At 63.4% G+C, this 15,486-nt stretch carries 19 protein-coding genes and 1 tRNA gene; 8 read left to right on the top strand and 12 right to left on the bottom strand.

What is annotated here, in order from left to right; translation table 11 throughout:
* Together BCY88_RS09430 and BCY88_RS09425 are read right to left on the bottom strand one after the other, a co-directional pair.
* Nucleotides 1–1,299, bottom strand: a complete 1,299-nt coding sequence (locus tag BCY88_RS09430) for an acyl-CoA dehydrogenase family protein (RefSeq protein WP_120344002.1) — start codon at nt 1,297–1,299, stop codon at nt 1–3.
* A complete protein-coding gene (locus BCY88_RS09425; RefSeq protein WP_120344001.1) occupies nt 1,296–1,547 on the bottom strand; it encodes an acyl carrier protein in 252 nt (83 codons plus the stop codon). The genes BCY88_RS09430 and BCY88_RS09425 overlap by 4 nt, the downstream gene beginning before the upstream one ends.
* Nucleotides 1,548–1,915: 368 nt before the next feature.
* Here BCY88_RS09425 and BCY88_RS09420 point away from each other — a divergent pair, with 368 nt between their 5' ends.
* The 5 genes from BCY88_RS09420 to lepB all read left to right on the top strand — a co-directional run bounded on the left by BCY88_RS09420 (nt 1,916) and on the right by lepB (nt 6,319).
* Nucleotides 1,916–2,449 (top strand): GNAT family N-acetyltransferase, encoded by a 534-nt coding sequence (locus tag BCY88_RS09420; protein WP_120344000.1) that lies wholly within the window; start codon nt 1,916–1,918, stop codon nt 2,447–2,449.
* On the top strand, nt 2,449–3,111 hold the full coding sequence (locus BCY88_RS09415) for a flavin reductase family protein (RefSeq protein ID WP_310796114.1): 663 nt from the start codon (nt 2,449–2,451) through the stop codon (nt 3,109–3,111). The genes BCY88_RS09420 and BCY88_RS09415 overlap by 1 nt, the downstream gene beginning before the upstream one ends.
* 490 nt (nt 3,112–3,601) lie before the next feature.
* Nucleotides 3,602–4,321 (top strand): FadR/GntR family transcriptional regulator, encoded by a 720-nt coding sequence (locus BCY88_RS09410; RefSeq protein WP_120343999.1) that lies wholly within the window; start codon nt 3,602–3,604, stop codon nt 4,319–4,321.
* A 181-nt stretch (nt 4,322–4,502) separates the two neighbouring features.
* A complete protein-coding gene (locus BCY88_RS09405; RefSeq protein ID WP_120343998.1) occupies nt 4,503–5,501 on the top strand; it encodes a Gfo/Idh/MocA family protein in 999 nt (332 codons plus the stop codon).
* A gap of 119 nt (nt 5,502–5,620) precedes the next feature.
* On the top strand, nt 5,621–6,319 hold the full coding sequence (gene lepB, locus BCY88_RS09400; RefSeq protein WP_120343997.1) for a signal peptidase I: 699 nt from the start codon (nt 5,621–5,623) through the stop codon (nt 6,317–6,319).
* A gap of 46 nt (nt 6,320–6,365) precedes the next feature.
* Here the strand turns inward: lepB and BCY88_RS09395 are convergent, their stop codons facing one another.
* From BCY88_RS09395 to BCY88_RS09365, 7 genes are all read right to left on the bottom strand, one after another.
* Nucleotides 6,366–7,025 carry an amino acid ABC transporter permease gene (locus tag BCY88_RS09395; RefSeq protein ID WP_120343996.1) on the bottom strand — a complete coding sequence of 220 codons (660 nt, stop codon included), beginning with the start codon at nt 7,023–7,025 and terminating at the stop codon, nt 6,366–6,368.
* Nucleotides 7,026–7,106: 81 nt separating this feature from the next.
* Nucleotides 7,107–7,901: a cystine ABC transporter substrate-binding protein gene (locus tag BCY88_RS09390; RefSeq protein ID WP_120343995.1), complete on the bottom strand. Its 795-nt coding sequence runs from the start codon at nt 7,899–7,901 to the stop codon at nt 7,107–7,109.
* A gap of 196 nt (nt 7,902–8,097) precedes the next feature.
* The gene (locus tag BCY88_RS09385) at nt 8,098–9,165 is read right to left on the bottom strand and encodes a quinone-dependent dihydroorotate dehydrogenase (protein WP_183081326.1); all 1,068 of its coding nucleotides are present in this window, start codon (nt 9,163–9,165) and stop codon (nt 8,098–8,100) included.
* A gap of 75 nt (nt 9,166–9,240) precedes the next feature.
* Entirely contained in the window at nt 9,241–10,062 is an 822-nt protein-coding gene (locus tag BCY88_RS09380; protein WP_120343993.1) for an arginyltransferase, read from the bottom strand.
* 116 nt (nt 10,063–10,178) lie between these two features.
* Entirely contained in the window at nt 10,179–10,916 is a 738-nt protein-coding gene (aat, locus tag BCY88_RS09375) for a leucyl/phenylalanyl-tRNA--protein transferase (RefSeq protein ID WP_120343992.1), read from the bottom strand.
* A 9-nt stretch (nt 10,917–10,925) separates the two neighbouring features.
* Complete coding sequence (locus BCY88_RS09370; RefSeq protein WP_120343991.1) at nt 10,926–11,471, bottom strand: NUDIX hydrolase; 546 nt, start codon at nt 11,469–11,471, stop codon at nt 10,926–10,928.
* Nucleotides 11,472–11,918: 447 nt separating this feature from the next.
* Nucleotides 11,919–11,995, bottom strand: a tRNA-Met gene (locus BCY88_RS09365).
* Nucleotides 11,996–12,244: 249 nt separating this feature from the next.
* Here BCY88_RS09365 and BCY88_RS09360 point away from each other — a divergent pair.
* Together BCY88_RS09360 and BCY88_RS09355 are read left to right on the top strand one after the other, a co-directional pair.
* Nucleotides 12,245–12,742 (top strand): heme-degrading domain-containing protein, encoded by a 498-nt coding sequence (locus BCY88_RS09360; protein ID WP_120343990.1) that lies wholly within the window; start codon nt 12,245–12,247, stop codon nt 12,740–12,742.
* Nucleotides 12,743–12,752: 10 nt separating this feature from the next.
* Nucleotides 12,753–13,085, top strand: a complete 333-nt coding sequence (locus tag BCY88_RS09355) for a DMT family transporter (RefSeq protein WP_404935683.1) — start codon at nt 12,753–12,755, stop codon at nt 13,083–13,085.
* Between the two features lie 29 nt (nt 13,086–13,114).
* Here the strand turns inward: BCY88_RS09355 and BCY88_RS09350 are convergent, their stop codons facing one another.
* Both BCY88_RS09350 and BCY88_RS09345 read right to left on the bottom strand, forming a co-directional pair.
* Nucleotides 13,115–13,498 carry a hypothetical protein gene (locus BCY88_RS09350; RefSeq protein ID WP_120343988.1) on the bottom strand — a complete coding sequence of 128 codons (384 nt, stop codon included), beginning with the start codon at nt 13,496–13,498 and terminating at the stop codon, nt 13,115–13,117.
* A gap of 68 nt (nt 13,499–13,566) precedes the next feature.
* A complete protein-coding gene (locus BCY88_RS09345; protein ID WP_120344125.1) occupies nt 13,567–13,758 on the bottom strand; it encodes a hypothetical protein in 192 nt (63 codons plus the stop codon).
* Nucleotides 13,759–14,025: 267 nt separating this feature from the next.
* On the opposite strand from BCY88_RS09345, the gene BCY88_RS09340 reads away from it, so the two are divergent.
* The gene (locus BCY88_RS09340) at nt 14,026–14,310 is read left to right on the top strand and encodes a DUF1488 family protein (protein ID WP_120343987.1); all 285 of its coding nucleotides are present in this window, start codon (nt 14,026–14,028) and stop codon (nt 14,308–14,310) included.
* Nucleotides 14,311–14,461: 151 nt separating this feature from the next.
* Here BCY88_RS09340 and BCY88_RS09335 read toward each other — a convergent pair whose 3' ends face one another.
* Nucleotides 14,462–15,472, bottom strand: a complete 1,011-nt coding sequence (locus BCY88_RS09335; RefSeq protein WP_120343986.1) for an NAD-dependent epimerase/dehydratase family protein — start codon at nt 15,470–15,472, stop codon at nt 14,462–14,464.
* Between the last annotated feature and the right edge of the window lie 14 nt (nt 15,473–15,486).

Raw genomic sequence — 15,486 nt, 5'->3', positions numbered from 1 at the left:
TCAGGCTCTCCCCGGGGCGGCAGGACGCTGCGCGAGCAACAGGCTCGCCGTGTTCTGCGCGATACGGTCGTTGTTGATCATTAGCGGTGCGGAGTAGAGGTCGCGTAAATGGCGCCCCACGCTGTATTCCGTGCCGTTCTTGTAGCCCGCCATGCCGCAGATCATCAGCACTTCCTGGACCACCTGCAGCGCGGTGGTCGAGATGCTGGTCTTCAGCGTATTCATGTCGGAGGCGAAGCCGAGCATCGCCGAGAGCGGCGCGTCAGCCTGGCAGCCGCCATGCCGCGCGTGGTGGGCGGCGCGCGCCGCATCGAACGCGACCGACAGGCGCGCCTGCATCATTTGCAGCAGGCCGACGGCCTCGGCAAGACGCAGGCCGGCTGGCGGAATCGCGCCGGGTTTCGAGCGGGCCTGCGCGCGGAAGAAGGCTTTCGCGCGATTCACCGCGTCGCTGGCCACGCCAGTCCAGACGGAGGCCCACAGCGTGTGCGAGACCGGCAGCATGGTCTGGTCGGCGATATCGGCGAAAGGGGTGGGCAGGATCTGCTCGGCGAGACCCGTGGCGACGAGCCGGAAGCCCTCGCTGCAAGTGCCGCGCATGCCCATGGAATCCCAGCCGCCGCGTTTTTCCAGCTGCGTTTGTTCGCGTAACGCGACGATCAGCACCTGGTCGGCCGCAGCCGATTCGGCGGTGCGCCGCGCGGTGACCAGAATGCCGTCGGCGTGGGCGCCGTAGGAAATCGTCGGCGCGAGCTTTTCGATGCGAAAGCACTGCTGGCCGGGTTCTCCTTCGATCTCGACCGAGCAGGCGCTGGTGCGCATGTTGCCGCCAATGGTTTCTTCAGACGTCGCGGAAGCCAGCAGCCATTGATGGTCGACCAGTTGTGTGAGCAGGTGCCGCTGCCATGCCGATTCGCTGCCGTGCGCCTCGATGCAGGCCACCTGGATCTGGTGCATCGCATACACCATCGCCGTGGAGGCGCAGCCCTGCGCGAGCGTTTCGCAGATCGCGCCGACGTCCGCGAGCGAGAGCCCCGCGCCGCCAAACGTGGCGGGCACCATGGCCGACAACAAACGTTCGCGCTTGAGCGCGTCGAAGGCTTCGTGGGGAAAGCGTGCTTCGCGGTCCACCGAATCGGCGAACTGCGCGGCGACGGCGGCGCAGCGCTGCGCCGCAGCGCGCCAGCCGGGTTCGGTTTCCACCGCGCTCAGCACGACGCCCGCGCCGGCGGGTTGCGGCGCGGCGGGATCTGCGAGCGGGGCCGCCGCCGCGGGCGTGTCCGGCAGTGGCGCATTCATGCCGCCGCCTTCGCCTGTTGCAGCTCGGTGATCGCCGCAGCCATCGAATCGATGCTTGAAAACAATCGGCGCGTCAGCATGCGGTCCGGAATTTCAATGCCGAATTCATCTTCGATAGCCAGCATCAGATGCACTGTCGCGAGCGAGGACAGGCCTGCTGCATAGAGGTCGGCGTCGTCGGCCAGGGTATCCGGCGAGACGTCGAGGCGGGCTGATTCGGAAAGGATGCGGCGCAGTGCTGTTTTCATATGGGGTGTCCCCTTGTAGGTGAGCAGTCTTTCGAATGTCGATGACGTGAGACGAACGGCTGTCGTCGTCTTGAGCGTTTATCGCAGCGCGTGGCGTCATTGCGCAATGTCGGGTGAGGGATCGGCATGCATCTTTGCCGCGCTTGTGCGGTGCGCTGAAGCGGTTTTGGCGGCTTCCTGCTAGACCTTGTCCCGACGCTTCGTATTTAAGGATTGGCAAAGCCCAGCGTCAGTGCGATGCCGCACGGAAACACATGTTTCGCGGACGTACCGTGTAGCCATGACGACAGGCCGGCGTGTCGAGTCAGGCCGTCGAGGGCGGCGCGCGATGCCGTCCTCGCTGAACGTATTTACCGCTGGGGAATGTGATGAATTGGAAAACGCTGGATTTCGAACAGCTGTCGGCTCGCGAGTTGTATCTGATCTTGCGGGCGCGCAGTGCGGTCTTCGTGGTCGAGCAATCGCATGTCTGTCTTGACGCCGATGGCCGCGACGAGAACGCGCTGCACGTCTTCGCGGTCGAGGATATGGGACGGCCCATGCCGATCCTGGCCTATGCGCGCCTGCAACCCGGCGACGCCGAAGATCCGGAAATCACCATCGACAAGGTGCTGACGAGCCCGCTGCGGCGCGGCGACGGTACCGCCGAACTGTTGCTCGAACGGGTGCTGCAGGCGATCGCCGAACGTTGGCCGGGACACGCCGCGCGCGTGAGCGCGCCAGTCGGGCTGCGCGGCTTCTACGAGCAGTTCGGCTTTCGCAAGACCGAAGGGCCGTACCTCGAACACGGCGTGCCGTTCATCGGGCTGACGCGCCAGTTGCGCGGCAACCAGTCGCTCTTCGGAACGCGGCGCCGCGAGCGCGACGGCGCGGCGTTCGTCAACACGTTCGAGCTGCTGTAATGGCGCGAATGCTCAACGCGTCTGCCACGCCCGTTGGACGCGGGGGGCCACGATCCGGACGATCGCCGGGTCCTGCGGCAGACCTCGATATATGCCGGATTCCTGACGAATGCGCACAGCCGTGTCCGGATACGGCCTGCGCGAATGCGAGCAGTGCGGACCCGGCGGACCCGAACGTATCGAGCTTCGACGAACGCCGTTTCCGTCATGCGCTGGGGCGCTTTGCCACCGGCGTCGTGGTGATTTCGACCGGCAGCGGCGACAGCATGCACGCCATGACCGCGAATGCCTTCATGTCCGGTTCGCTCAGGCCGCCGTTGATCGTCGTCTCGGTCGGGCACCGCGCGCGCATGCACGAGCGTCTGATGACGAGCGCGATGTTCGGCGTGAGCGTGTTGTCCGACGCGCAGGAGCGCCATAGCCGGCACTTCTCCGGCGAACCGCAGAGCCGTTTCGCGCCGCGCTTCGCACCGGTGGACGGCTTGCCGGACGTAGTGCTTCTCGAACATGCCGCGGCCCGGTTCGCGGCACGTGTGGTGGACCGGCATCCGTGCGGCGACCACACGCTCTTTGTCGGCGAAGTGCAGGTGTTCTCACTCGACGAACATGCGCCGCTAATCTTCTTTGGCGGGCGCTATGCATCGATGGCGAGGTCGCTTTGAGCGCGCGCCCGTATTGCCGCTCGGGGTCCCGGCCACGGCATCGCTCACGGCTTGCGTGTGCCGCGGCGGCGCGTGCAGGGTGTGCGGCGCGTTTCCTTTCAATTCGCTCTCGGTTGTTACATTCAGCGCTCAACGATGCTCGACCTGTGAAGTGCCCGATCGCCGGGCCGGATTTTTCGCGCGTGAGGCATTGCTCAGAAAGTGAGGATCAGACAATTCGATCCGCTACGTGCGTCTTCGCACTATGCAAATTTTGCGACGCAGGCACGCTTGAGACGCAAGCTTATAGCCCGTCAAGATATGCGGCGTTACATAGAAGAAACAATTCTTCAGAGGGATAACCCTCTCAGGACGTTTCCCAACTGGCGCAACCGTTTTGATGCTAGCAACGTATCGTAAAAGAACAACTACCCACCGATAAAACGACACACCAGGGCCGGTTGATCAACAGGCTACGCGGGGGCAAACACCGCTTCGGGGAGAGAGGGTCATGGAACAGGCAAACAAGGATCGATCGCTGGTCAGCAAGGTCATGGACGGACTTGTGACCGGTATTGTCGAGGAGAAGTACGGCGCCATCCTGCCACCGCAGGATGTGCTGTCGAAGGAGTTCGACGTCAGCCGCACCGTCATGCGCGAGGCGCTGTCGATGCTGCTCGCGCGCGACATGCTGGACGTGCGGCCGAAGATCGGCACGCGCATCCGGCCGATGAGCGATTGGCGCATGATCGACGAGGACGTCGTGAACTGGCGTTTTCGCGCCAAGCCCGATCCGCTGTTTCTGCGCGACGTGATCGAGTTTCGTCTCCTGATCGAACCGCGCGCCTCGGCGCAGGCAGCCGCGCGCGGCAGTGCCGCCGACATCGCGGCGATTCGTGAGGCGTTCGAAGCGTTTCGCGTGATCCAGCCGGGCGAGGCCAGCTACCATGCCGCCGATGAACTTTTCCACGCGCGCATCATGGTGGCGAGCGGTAATCAGTTCTTCAAACAGATGGCCGCGATCATTCGCGGCGCGCTCTCGACCGTCAACCCGATCGTCAATCAGAAGGACGGGTTATGGGAGCGGGCCGTGAGCACGCATCAACGCGTGCTCGAAGCGATCGAACGGCACGATCCGAAGGAAGCGGAAAGCGCGTCGCTTGCAATGATCGACTACGCCACGGAAGAACTCGGCAGCAAGGTCGCTTCGGAACCGCCGGAGCGCGGCTGAGCGTAGCTGCGTTTGATCGAGTGCGGTCGAGTGTGACCGCGCGTGGCTGTTACAGTCGCGCCCCGGATCGTCTTTCCGCCGAGGTCTGGCTTCATGAGCGGTGCTCCCGCATCCTCGCGCATGCACGCGCGGCTTGCGTCACAATAGCGCCTGCTCTGAACCGCACGGACTTCAAGGAACGATGACTATCGCAATGCAGGAACCCTCGTCGGGCGGCATGATCCGCTGGGGGATCGTTGGGACGGGCCGCATTGCCCGTCGCTTTGCTCAAGGACTGAACTATGTGCCACGCGCGACACTGACCGCGCTGTGGTCGCGCCGCGCCGAACCCGCACTGGCTTTCGCCGAGGAATTCGGCGGCGAAGTGTGCGCGAGTTTCGACGCACTGATCGCGAGCGGTATCGACGCGCTCTATATCGCCACCGTGCAGGACAGTCACGCCGACTATGCGATTGCCGCGCTGCAAGCCGGTCTGCACGTGCTGTGCGAAAAACCCGCCACCATCAACAAGCCGCAACTCGAGCGTGTACTCGAGGTCGCGCGCACCGAACAACGGCTTTTCATGGAAGCCATGAAGCCGCCGTTCTATCCGCTCTACAGAGCCTTGCGCGCGCATCTGGAGGTCGATCCGATCGGCGAAGTGGGGCTCGTGCGCGCCGGCTGTTCGGTACCGGGCGTACCGGACGATCACCCGTCGATGTCGTTCGAGCATGCGGGCGGCGCGCTGCTCGACATCGGCGTCTACGAGATGTTTCTCGCGGTCGACTGGCTCGGTGCGCCGCGTGAGGTGCAGACGCTCGGGCGGCTCGGCGCGACCGGCGTCGATACGTTCGCAAGCCTGAACAGTCAGCATGAACGCGGTATCGCCCAGCTGTTTTGCGGGCTAGACCTGCACGGCAAGGGCGACGCGTTGCTGATGGCCAAAGGCGGCCATGTCACGATTCATGAGCCATGGTGGAATCCGGCGCGCGCGACGATCCGCTACGCCGACGCCCGCGTGATCGAGCTCGACGAACCGTTCGAGGGCGGTGGCCTGAACTACGAGACCGCGCATTTTTGCGAGCTGATCCGGGCGGGTCAGCTGGAGAGCCCCGTGATGCCGCACGGCAAGTCGCTGCAGATGATCGAAATGGCCGATGCCGCACGCGCGGCGTTGGGGCTCAAGTTCGCGGGAGAGTAAGGGCGCGGCGCCGCGTTGTTTACGGCGGCGGTGGTACGATTTGCAGCGGTGCGCGGACTCGGATAAAAAGGGTCGGCGTGCCTGCCGCTTTCGATCACCTTCCACCGGAGCCGCCTGCGATGCGCATGCTTGGAAAACTGTGGCGCGACAACAAGAGCCTTGTCGCCTTTCTGTTCCTGATGGTGCTGTTCCGCAGCGCCGTAGCCGACTGGAACGTCGTGCCGAGTGGTTCGATGCTGCCGACCATTCGCGAAGGCGACCGGATTTTCGTCGACAAGATGGCTTATGACCTGCGCGTGCCGCTCACGCATATCACGATCGCGCGTCTGCACGATCCGCAGCGCGGCGACATCGTTACGATCGATTCGTCGGCGGCGCACGAGCTGATCGTCAAGCGGCTGATCGGCTTGCCGGGCGACAGCGTTGCCATGCGTGACAACGTGCTGTACGTGAACGGCATGCGCGCGGATTATCGGCCGCTGAAACTGAAACCCCTGCCGGGCGATGCGGCTTCCCCAGGCGACTATCTGACCGAACGCTTCGACGGCGTGGTGCATACGGTGCGGCTGGCGCCCGAGGCGCCGAGTCCGCGTAGCTCGTTCGGTCCGGTGATCGTGCCGCCGGACGAGTATCTGATGCTCGGCGACAATCGCGACAACAGTGCCGACTCGCGTTACTTCGGCTTCTTTCCGCGCAAGGAATTGATGGGCCGTACGCGTCACGTCGCGTTTTCGCTCGACCCGGATCACTACTACAAACCGCGCTTCGAGCGTTTCGGCGCGCCGCTGGATGCGGCGTCGCTCAGCGCCAGCCGCTAGTGGCCAGCGCGTAGGCCGGCGCCTTCAGTGGCGCCGAAGTTGCGCTTCAATGGCGTGACGGCAGCGCGAGGCGCCGCTCGTACCAGTGCTGCACCCATTCGAGCACCTGGCACAGCACCCAGTAGACCGCGGCTGCCGCGAGGTACAGCGGCAGCGGCTGATAGGTCGACGCGATAATCTCCTGCGCGCTGCGCAGCAGTTCGGTCACGGTAATCACCGACACCAGCGACGTATCCTTGATGAGGCTGATCAGGCTGTTCGACAGACTCGGGACGGCAATGCGCAAGGCCTGCGGTGCGATCACGTAGCGCAGCGTCTGGCGTCGCGAGAGTCCAAGACTATAGGCGGCCAGCCACTGGCCGCTGGGAATGCCGAGAATCGCCCCGCGCATACTCTCCGACAGATAGGCCGCCACGTTCGCCGACAGCGCGATCACGCCCGCCGGCGTGGGGTCGAGCGAAATGCCGAGACTCGGCAAGCCGTAGTAGATCACGAAGATCTGCACCAGCAACGGCGTGCCGCGGAACAGGCTGACGTACACGCGCGCGATCCAGTTCAGCACGCGGTTGTGGCTGATGCCCATGACCGCGAGTACGGCGCCGGCGAGCAGGCCGAAGATCATCGACAGAACCGCGAACTTGACCGTCAGGACGGCGCCCTGTGCCAGCACAGGAAGCGATTGAACGAGCAGGGAAGTGGTGGACATGAGCGGTTGCCTGGGTTGGCGCGCAAAGAAACGAAGGGCGGCATCGTCGACGATGCCGCCCTTCGTTTCATCTGGCGTGTGTTACTTGATCGGCTTGCTGACGTCGATGCCGAACCATTTGTCCGAGATCTTCGAGAACGTGCCGTCCGTTTCGAGTTGGGCCATCGCGTCGTCGATCGCCTTGGCGAACTTCGGATTGCCCTTTTTGAACGGAATGCCCGACGGATTGCCGGTGCCGACCGTCGCGCCCGTGCGCAGCGGCAGTTGCGAGTTCTTCATCAGATACGCGAGCATCAGACGATCGTTCAGCGCCGCGTCCAGACGGCCGGCGGCCAGATCGCGCAGGTATTCAGGCGCGCCCGGATACGTCTTCACGTCGACGCCGGGCACCGACTTCGCCATGTCCATGTAGTTCGTGCCCAGACCGACGCCGAGTTTCTTGCCCTTCAGATCGTCGAGCGATTTGAACTGGCGCGTGTCGTCCTTACGCTGGATCAGTTGCGCGGCCGAGTAGGTGTAAGCCGGCGAGAAGTCGAGCACCTGTTTGCGTGCGTCCGTGATGCCGACCTGGTTGACGATCACGTCGAACTTGCCCGCCTGCAGACCGGCGATGATGCCGCTCCACTCGGTCGTGACGAATTCCGGCTTCACGCCGAGCTTCGCGGCGACCGCCTTGGCGATATCCACGTCATAGCCGACCAGTTCACCCGACGGCGCTTTCGAATTGAACGGCGGGAAGGTGCCTTCCAGACCGATGCGCAGCGTGCCGCGTTGCTTGACCTGGTCGAGCAGGTCGTCCGCATGGGCAGTGACAGCCGTGAACGACGCGCCGATCAGGCCGGCGACGAGGATCTTTTTCAGCAAGCCGAATTTCATCGTGTTCCTTTTTGTACGTCTGATGTTTTAACAGACAAAAGCATAACAAAACGGACTATCGAAACTTAAATACCGTTTGTTTATGTCTATATTACGGAGGCGGATTGGGGTGAGGCGAACGCGGAGTCGGTGCGCGACCCCGGCGTGCAGCCGGGGCGGCGGGCTCGTGCAAACCGCGCGTGGCCCAGGCAAGTAATTAGCCCTGGCGCAGCGCCTGGGCGCATTCGGCCACCAGCGCCGGTCCGCGGTAGATGAAACCTGTATAGAGCTGCACCAGCGAAGCACCCGCGGCCAGCTTCGCGCGCGCATCCTCGCCCGAGAAAATTCCGCCCACGCCGATGATCGGCACGGTGTCGCCGACTTCGGCGCGCAGCTTGCGAATCACTTCGTTGGACGCGTCGAACACCGGTTTGCCGGACAGGCCGCCGGCTTCGTCGCCGTATTGCATGCCGGTCACGGCAGTGCGCGACAGCGTGGTGTTGGTGGCGATCACGCCTTCGAATTTGTGGCGCAATAGCGTATCGGCGATCGATTTGATCTGTTCGTCGTCGAGGTCCGGGGCGATCTTCAAGGCGAGCGGCACCAGCTTGCCGTGCATGTCGGCCAGACGCTGCTGCTTATCTTTCAGGGCGGCGAGCAGCGCGTCGAGTTCGCCCGCGCCTTGCAACTGGCGCAGATTCTTCGTATTCGGCGACGAGATGTTGACCGTCACGTAGCTCGCGAACGGATACACGCGTTCGAGGCAGTACAGATAGTCTTCAGCGGCGCGCTCGATCGGCGTGTCGGCGTTCTTGCCGATGTTCAGCCCGAGCGTGCCGCGATAGCGCGCGGCCTGCACGTTCTTGACGAACTGGTCGACACCCGCGTTGTTGAAGCCCATCCGGTTGATGACGGCATTCGCTTGCGGCAGGCGGAACATGCGCGGGCGCGGATTGCCCGGCTGCGCGCGCGGCGTGACCGTGCCCACTTCAATGAAGCCGAAGCCGAGCGCCGCCAGGCCGTCGATGCACGCGCCGTCCTTGTCGAGCCCCGCGGCGAGCCCGACCGGGTTCCTGAACGTCAGCCCCATGACGGTGCGCGGCGCATCCGGCACGTGTGGCGCGAGCGCGCCGGCAAGGCCGGTGCGGCCGGCGGCGCCAAGAATGCGCAAGGTCAGGTGGTGAGCGTCTTCCGCGTCCATGCGAAAGAGTTGGGCGCGTACGAGCGGGTAGAGGGAACTGAACACGGGACGGAGCCGGGTGGCCGGAAAATGGGAACCCGCCATTTTACCGGCTTTAAGGCATTAATGAGACCAATAGGGCCGAGCGCGCGGGGTTGGCCGCCTGGCGCCCCGCCATGGCTAGGGTCGCAGCGGCCCGCGCCTGCCCTGAATGGCCAGATCGACCGGCGGCAAATCCATGCTGGCAGGATCCAGCACTCTCCATGCACCGTCGATCAAGCCTTCGAGCGGCCGGAAATTCGCCTTGTACGCCATTTTCGGGCTTTCGCGAATCCAGTAGCCCAGGTACACGTAGGGCAGCTTGAGGCTCTTCGCCTGTTCGATCTGCCAGTAGATGTTGTAGGTGCCGAAGCTGGTGTGCGGCAGGCCCGGTTCGAAGAACGTGTAGACCGACGAGAGCCCGTCGCCGAGGATGTCGATCATGCTGATCATGCGCAGGATGCCCGGTGCTTCCGGGTGATCCGGCAGCGGCTCGCGAAATTCGACCAGCCGGGAGTTGATCCGGCTCTGCAGCAGGAATTGCTCGTATTGATCGCGACTGTCGCGATCCATGCCGCCGCCGGCATGCCGGGCCGACTGATAGCGCATGTAGAGCGCGTAATGCTCTTCGTCGTAATGCAGCGGTGCTACTGTTGCGACCAGTTCGCCGTGTTTTTTCCAGACCCGGCGCTGTGTACGGTTCGCCACGAAACGATCGACCGGCACGCGCACCGGCACGCAGGCGCGGCAGCCGTCGCAGTACGGGCGGTAGGTGAACACACCCGAGCGGCGAAAGCCCGCTTTGACGAGGTCGGTATAGACGTCGGAGTTGATCAGGTGGCTGGGGGTGGCGACTTGCGAGCGCGCGATGCGCCCATCCAGATAACTGCAGGGATAGGGCGCCGTTGCATAAAATTGCAGCGCGGAAAGCGGCGAAAGAGGCAGCTCGTTGGGATGAGTCACGTTGGCAGCTCTCGAAGCGTCTCTGGTATTGCAAACCCGGCGCCTTGCGGTTTTCAACCCGCGGCTCGTGACCCGCGGCTCGGTAGGCGACGGATCCGGATTCGGCCTGATTCTTCCTACGCCGCCGGCGCGACGACATCGCGCAAGACGGTCTTGTCGAAGCGCCAGGGAATCGGCGGGGCATCGACAGACGCGCGAACATGCGCAATGAACGCTTTGCGCGCTATCTCGCGGCCGCCAAGCGACGCCAGATGCGACGTGTTCTGCTGGCAGTCTATCATTTCTATTTCGTGACGGCGCAAGTGTCCAACGAGCGCGGCCAGCGCCATTTTCGACGCGTCGGTGACCTCCGCGAACATCGATTCGCCGAAGAACATCCGGCCGAAAGACACCCCATACAAACCGCCTACGCGCGTGCCTTCGAACCAGGTTTCGATGCTGTGCGCATCGCCCACCCGATGCAGCGACGAATAGGCCTCGACCACGTCGGCGGTGATCCAGGTGCCGCGCTGGCCACGCCGCGGCGCCTGCGCGCAGGCGCGCATCACGGCGGCGAAATCATGATCGACGCGGATTTCCCATGCGTCCTCGCGCAGCACGCGTTTGAGCGTCTTGCGCAGCGACGGCGATACCTTGAATTCGGCAGGGCGCAGGATCATGCGCGGATCGGGGCTCCACCACAAGACCGGCTGGCCGTCCGAGTACCACGGGAAGATGCCGCGCCGATAGGCGTCGATCAGCCGCGACGGCAGCAGATCGCCGCTGGCGGCAAGCAGGCCGGGCGCGCCGCTGGCCGCGCCGAGCGCCCGCTCGACGGACGGAAACGGATCGTCAGGTCCGAGCCAGGGAACCATGCGTGCCGCTCAACCTTCGCGCAGCGAGCGGAAGATATCGCCCGTATGCAGGCCGAAGCTGCCGGCGGCACGGTCGGCGAAAAAGAAGCGCAAGGTCTGACCGACGGTCGGGAAGGCGATCTCGTCCCACGGAATCTCGTGTTCCTCGAAGAGTTTCACTTCGAGGCTTTCTTCCCCGGCTTCGATGTCGAGGTCGAGCAGGCGCGCCATGTAGAACAGATGCACCTGATGCACGTGCGGCACGTTCAGGAGCGAAAACAGGTTCTGCACCTCGACGCGCGCCCCGGCTTCTTCCAGCGTTTCGCGCGAAGCGGCTTCGGCGGTGGTTTCACCCATTTCCATGAAACCTGCCGGCAGCGTCCAGTAGCCGTAGCGCGGTTCGATCGCGCGACGGCACAGCAGCACTTTGTCGTCCCAGACCGGAACGGTGCCGACCACGTTGCGCGGATTCTGATAATGCACCGTGCCGCAACTGCCGCATACGAAGCGCTCGCGGTTGTCACCCGGCGGAATGCTCAGGCTGACGCCGTGGCCGCAGACAGAACAGAATTTCATAGGAAGGGGACGAGAAAGAGTGATGGGAGTTTATCACCGGGGCGCGCTTTGCCGGGAGCGGGGCATGGCCGAGTGAGCGGGCCGGTTCGGGGCGGGGATTTTTTGCGGGTCGGGCACATAGCTGACGCATATGCTCGCTGCGAGCATTGGGGTGGCGTGCGGATCTGTTTGGACTCCGGATCAATGATCGCAGGCGGGCATGGCGAGAGGCTTGTTGTGGACGTTGTGGGACTGAACGCGGTCTCGCTTAGGCAGCGCTTAGGTAGCGATTTGCATGCTTTTCCGCTGATGGACAGGGGCTTCGGAAGACGTGTGCGATTCGGCGACAGAGCGCGTATAAGCTCGAGGCCGACCACGAGAGAAAATGCGGGGAGAAAACAAAAAAGGCCTGCCGGATGGGCAAGCCTTTGATGTTGTTTCGACGTTTCGAACCACTTAAATGCTGCTTGGTTGCGGGGGTAGGATTTGAACCTACGACCTTCGGGTTATGAGCCCGACGAGCTGCCAGACTGCTCCACCCCGCGTCCGTCGAAGAAAAGATTATAGAACAAAGCAGCTACCCGCGCAATAGCTATTTAAGAACCGGCTTCAATACACGCCACATCGCGCGATACCCTACGCACCAACGTCGCCGCGCGCATTGCTCGTGTCGCATACCAGAAGGCCTTCGCAAGGCGCTGCGCTAGAATCCAGGTTCTCTGCGCGGCGCCGGGACGTGGGATGCATGTACCACGCACGGCCCGCACTTCATCTCTTACCTTGCTCTGAACGCCATGGATATCGCTCACGATCTACAGGTGATTGCCGCTCAGGAACACGCACTGGTGTTCCCGCAATTCGATGCCGACCGCGCATGGCAGATCGGCGCGTTTCTGCGCGAGCTCGCCAAGGCACGCGGCATCGCTGCCGCCATCGACGTGCGCACGTTCGGTCAGCCGCTGTTCTTCAGCCTGCTCGACGGCGCGACGCCGGACAATGTCGACTGGGCGCGTCGCAAGGGCAACACAGTCGCGCATTTTCGGCGCAGTTCGTACGCGATTGGTTTGAAGATGCAACAGGCCGGCAGCACGCTCGCCGACAAGCACGCGTTGGCGGCTACGGAGTATGCGTCGCATGGCGGCGCGTTTCCATTGACGGTAGCGGGCGCCGGGGTGATCGGCTCGATCACGGTATCGGGCTTGCCGCAGCGCGCGGATCACGAACTGGTGGTGGAAGCGCTGTGCGCCCACCTCGGCCACGACTACAGCAAGCTCGCGCTTGCAAAGGCCTGAGGCGATGCGGATGCCTCCTTATGCACTGCTCGCCATCGCGATCGTCGCCGAAGTCATCGCGACCTCCGCCATGCGGGCCTCGGAAGGTTTCTCGCGGTTGCTGCCGTCAGCGGTCGTGGTGATCGGCTACGGCATCGCGTTCTATTGCCTGTCGCTCACGCTGAAGAGTATTCCGGTGGGCATCGTCTACGCGGTGTGGTCTGGCGCGGGCATCGTGCTGATTACGCTGGTCGCGGTCGTGTTGTACCGGCAAGTGCCTGATGTGCCGGCTATCATCGGGCTCGGGTTGATCATTGCCGGGGTTGCTGTGTTGAACATCTTTTCGAAGATGCAGGCGCACTGATCACGCGCACCGGGCATTCGCACTGAGCGTTACTTGCAGCGCACGATCATCGAACGGTTTTTCACATTAGCCGAGACGACGTTCGTGATGCTGCCGCCTGCCGCGCCGCCTTCGTCGTTGTCTTTCGACACGATGTCGTAGCCGGTCGCGCCGCACGCCTTGCCGGCTTGCACGTAGCAGGAGGCCCAGCTGGAAGCGGCGTCCGCACCGCTGCAGTTCACCGCAAAGCCGGTCTGACCATTCGGCAGATTGATCAGCGAGGTGGTGTTCGACGATGCACAGCCGCTCAGACCTGCAGCTAACAGTACGGCCGCGGGCAGGGCGGCGAACAGCGACGCCTTGCGGACCAGAACAAACGCGGCGCTGCCCGTTCGGAAGCGGCCGGAGCGGCGCAGTTGCGTCATGAAATGCATCGTGAGGTTTCCTTTCAAATAGGTATCGAGATTCGCCAGTCACACCGGAAGTGTGCCCGTAAACAGGGCTAGGGCGTTTCGATCGTAATGCCCGCCGCGCCAACCAGCCGGCGGCTTTCCGTGCCATTCTCGGTTGCCGCGTCTTCCCAGATGCTAATGGCTTTCGGAATGTCGATGCCGTGGCTTTCGGCGTAAGCAAACCATCGGGTTGCCGCATCCGGCTCGGGCAGTTCGTGGTTCTGTAGAAAATATTTTCCCATATTGCGCTCGTTGAACTCGAAATGGTGCCGCTGCGTCGGCATGGGTGGTGCCGTTGAACCGGTTCGACAGAGGCAGGCGGCACAAGTGCAATCCGCGTATCGATTCGCATGCGGAACTGAACTGTTCGACGCGCGTGACATCAGACAAAAGAGCGACGGGTGCTGGACCGCGATCCAGCCGCGCGAGTACCATATCGGGCATCTCCGGGGGCGCGCACGGTTCTCGCCGTCGTCCCTTTTCTGCCGGATACTTCTGATGAGGCGACCATGGAAATTCAGTTTCCCGCGGATGCGCCTGCTTACCGCGACTCCAATCTGACGGTTGTGTTTCCCGCGCTCGTGGACGGCGAATCGGTGCCGTGCGCGATCTCGGTCGAGGCGCTCGAAGATCACTTCGGTGCCTACTCAGAGGATCTCGAAGGCTGGATGCGCGCATTCGATGCCGGGCGTCCACGTATCGAGGCGGTTGCGCGCGAACATTTGCAGATCAGCAATGGCACGCCCGTGCTGCTTAAGAGCGGCCATTTCCCGCCAGGCAATGTGGCGGGCTGATCCGGCCCGTTCGCTGCCGCATGGATAGCGGGCTTCAGTTTTTCGCGGCTGTTAAACCTGGGCTGTTAAACCTGGGCTGTTAAACCGGGGCTGTTAAACCTGATTTATGAAACCTGGTTTATGAAGCCCGGTTCGCGACACCCGCCCACAGTCAGGCTGTCTTCGCGCGATCCCGGTGCGTGTCCGCATTCGCCGATGCTGCTGCGCGCGCGGCGTCGAACGAGCGGCGGATCCCTTCCTCGTAGGACGTTTTTGCGATCGGGCCGATCAGCTTCGTCAATGCGGAGTCGTCCAGCACAACCGGTTCGGTCATCAGGTAATTCATCTCCACCAGTTCACGCATCAGCGGATTGAATAGACCGAGCATGCGCAGCATCGTCTTGCCGGCGACCATCAGTTTTGGCTCGCGGCCTGCCAGCGCATAGGCCTGTCTCGCCACTTCACGCTGCGTGATCGTGCCCGCGCCGGCCAGATGCCACCAGCGGCCGTATGCGTCGGGTGTGCGTGTGAGCTTCTCGACCACGGGTCCGATATCCGGCAGGTAGATGAATTCGTGCGGCACGTCCACCGGTCCGATCATCTGCGCGCGCTTGTCTTGTGCCGCTGCGTCGAATACCCCATTGATCAGACTGCGTTCGATGCCGGGGCCGTAGAAATCCGGCAGGCGCAGCACCAGCGTCGACAGTTGCGTCGACCCGCTGGCGCGTCCGTGTGCCGCCAGCACCAGTTTTTCCTGTTCGAGCCGCATCCTGCCTTTGAACGTATGGGGCTCACGCGGATGATCTTCGCTAATCGGAATGCTGCGGGCGCGGCCGTACGGATAGACGGTGCCGATCAGAATGAAGCGCTCGACGCCCGCCGCCGTCACGCCGGCGAGCGTTTTTTCCATGAGCGGCGGATGCGCTGCGAACTGATCGTAAGGCACGCCCACCAGATAGATCACGGTCTGCAAACCGGAGGCCGCGGCGCTGATCGAAGCCGGATCGTCTGGATTCCACGTGACGATTTCCGCATGCGGATCGTGACCGAAAGCCGCTTCGAGCGGCGCGCGCGAGCGGCCGACCACCCGGTAGTCGCGGCCCGCGGCGCTCAGCGCGGTCGCGATGATTTGACCTGCCGCACCCGCGGCACCGAATAAACCCACTTTTCCTATGGCTTGCATGACGACTCCTGATG

It is taken from the genome of Paraburkholderia fungorum (assembly GCF_003610895.1).
GTDB lineage: Bacteria > Pseudomonadota > Gammaproteobacteria > Burkholderiales > Burkholderiaceae > Paraburkholderia > Paraburkholderia fungorum_B.
Note: the sequence above shows the minus strand (reverse complement) of the source record. Positions and strands in the feature narration are given on the sequence as shown.

Coding starts and splice junctions, on each gene's coding strand:
- BCY88_RS09420 (WP_120344000.1), top strand. CDS start 1,916: ATGAATTGGAAAACGCTGGATTTCGAACAGCTGTCGGCTCGCGAGTTG.
- BCY88_RS09360 (WP_120343990.1), top strand. CDS start 12,245: ATGGATATCGCTCACGATCTACAGGTGATTGCCGCTCAGGAACACGCA.
- BCY88_RS09340 (WP_120343987.1), top strand. CDS start 14,026: ATGGAAATTCAGTTTCCCGCGGATGCGCCTGCTTACCGCGACTCCAAT.
- BCY88_RS09355 (WP_404935683.1), top strand. CDS start 12,753: ATGCCTCCTTATGCACTGCTCGCCATCGCGATCGTCGCCGAAGTCATC.
- BCY88_RS09390 (WP_120343995.1), bottom strand. CDS start 7,901: ATGAAATTCGGCTTGCTGAAAAAGATCCTCGTCGCCGGCCTGATCGGC.
- BCY88_RS09345 (WP_120344125.1), bottom strand. CDS start 13,758: ATGGGAAAATATTTTCTACAGAACCACGAACTGCCCGAGCCGGATGCG.
- aat (WP_120343992.1), bottom strand. CDS start 10,916: ATGGTTCCCTGGCTCGGACCTGACGATCCGTTTCCGTCCGTCGAGCGG.
- BCY88_RS09395 (WP_120343996.1), bottom strand. CDS start 7,025: ATGTCCACCACTTCCCTGCTCGTTCAATCGCTTCCTGTGCTGGCACAG.
- lepB (WP_120343997.1), top strand. CDS start 5,621: ATGCGCATGCTTGGAAAACTGTGGCGCGACAACAAGAGCCTTGTCGCC.
- BCY88_RS09370 (WP_120343991.1), bottom strand. CDS start 11,471: ATGAAATTCTGTTCTGTCTGCGGCCACGGCGTCAGCCTGAGCATTCCG.
- BCY88_RS09430 (WP_120344002.1), bottom strand. CDS start 1,299: ATGAATGCGCCACTGCCGGACACGCCCGCGGCGGCGGCCCCGCTCGCA.
- BCY88_RS09350 (WP_120343988.1), bottom strand. CDS start 13,498: ATGCATTTCATGACGCAACTGCGCCGCTCCGGCCGCTTCCGAACGGGC.
- BCY88_RS09335 (WP_120343986.1), bottom strand. CDS start 15,472: ATGCAAGCCATAGGAAAAGTGGGTTTATTCGGTGCCGCGGGTGCGGCA.
- BCY88_RS09425 (WP_120344001.1), bottom strand. CDS start 1,547: ATGAAAACAGCACTGCGCCGCATCCTTTCCGAATCAGCCCGCCTCGAC.
- BCY88_RS09385 (WP_183081326.1), bottom strand. CDS start 9,165: ATGGCGGGTTCCCATTTTCCGGCCACCCGGCTCCGTCCCGTGTTCAGT.
- BCY88_RS09405 (WP_120343998.1), top strand. CDS start 4,503: ATGACTATCGCAATGCAGGAACCCTCGTCGGGCGGCATGATCCGCTGG.
- BCY88_RS09415 (WP_310796114.1), top strand. CDS start 2,449: ATGGCGCGAATGCTCAACGCGTCTGCCACGCCCGTTGGACGCGGGGGG.
- BCY88_RS09410 (WP_120343999.1), top strand. CDS start 3,602: ATGGAACAGGCAAACAAGGATCGATCGCTGGTCAGCAAGGTCATGGAC.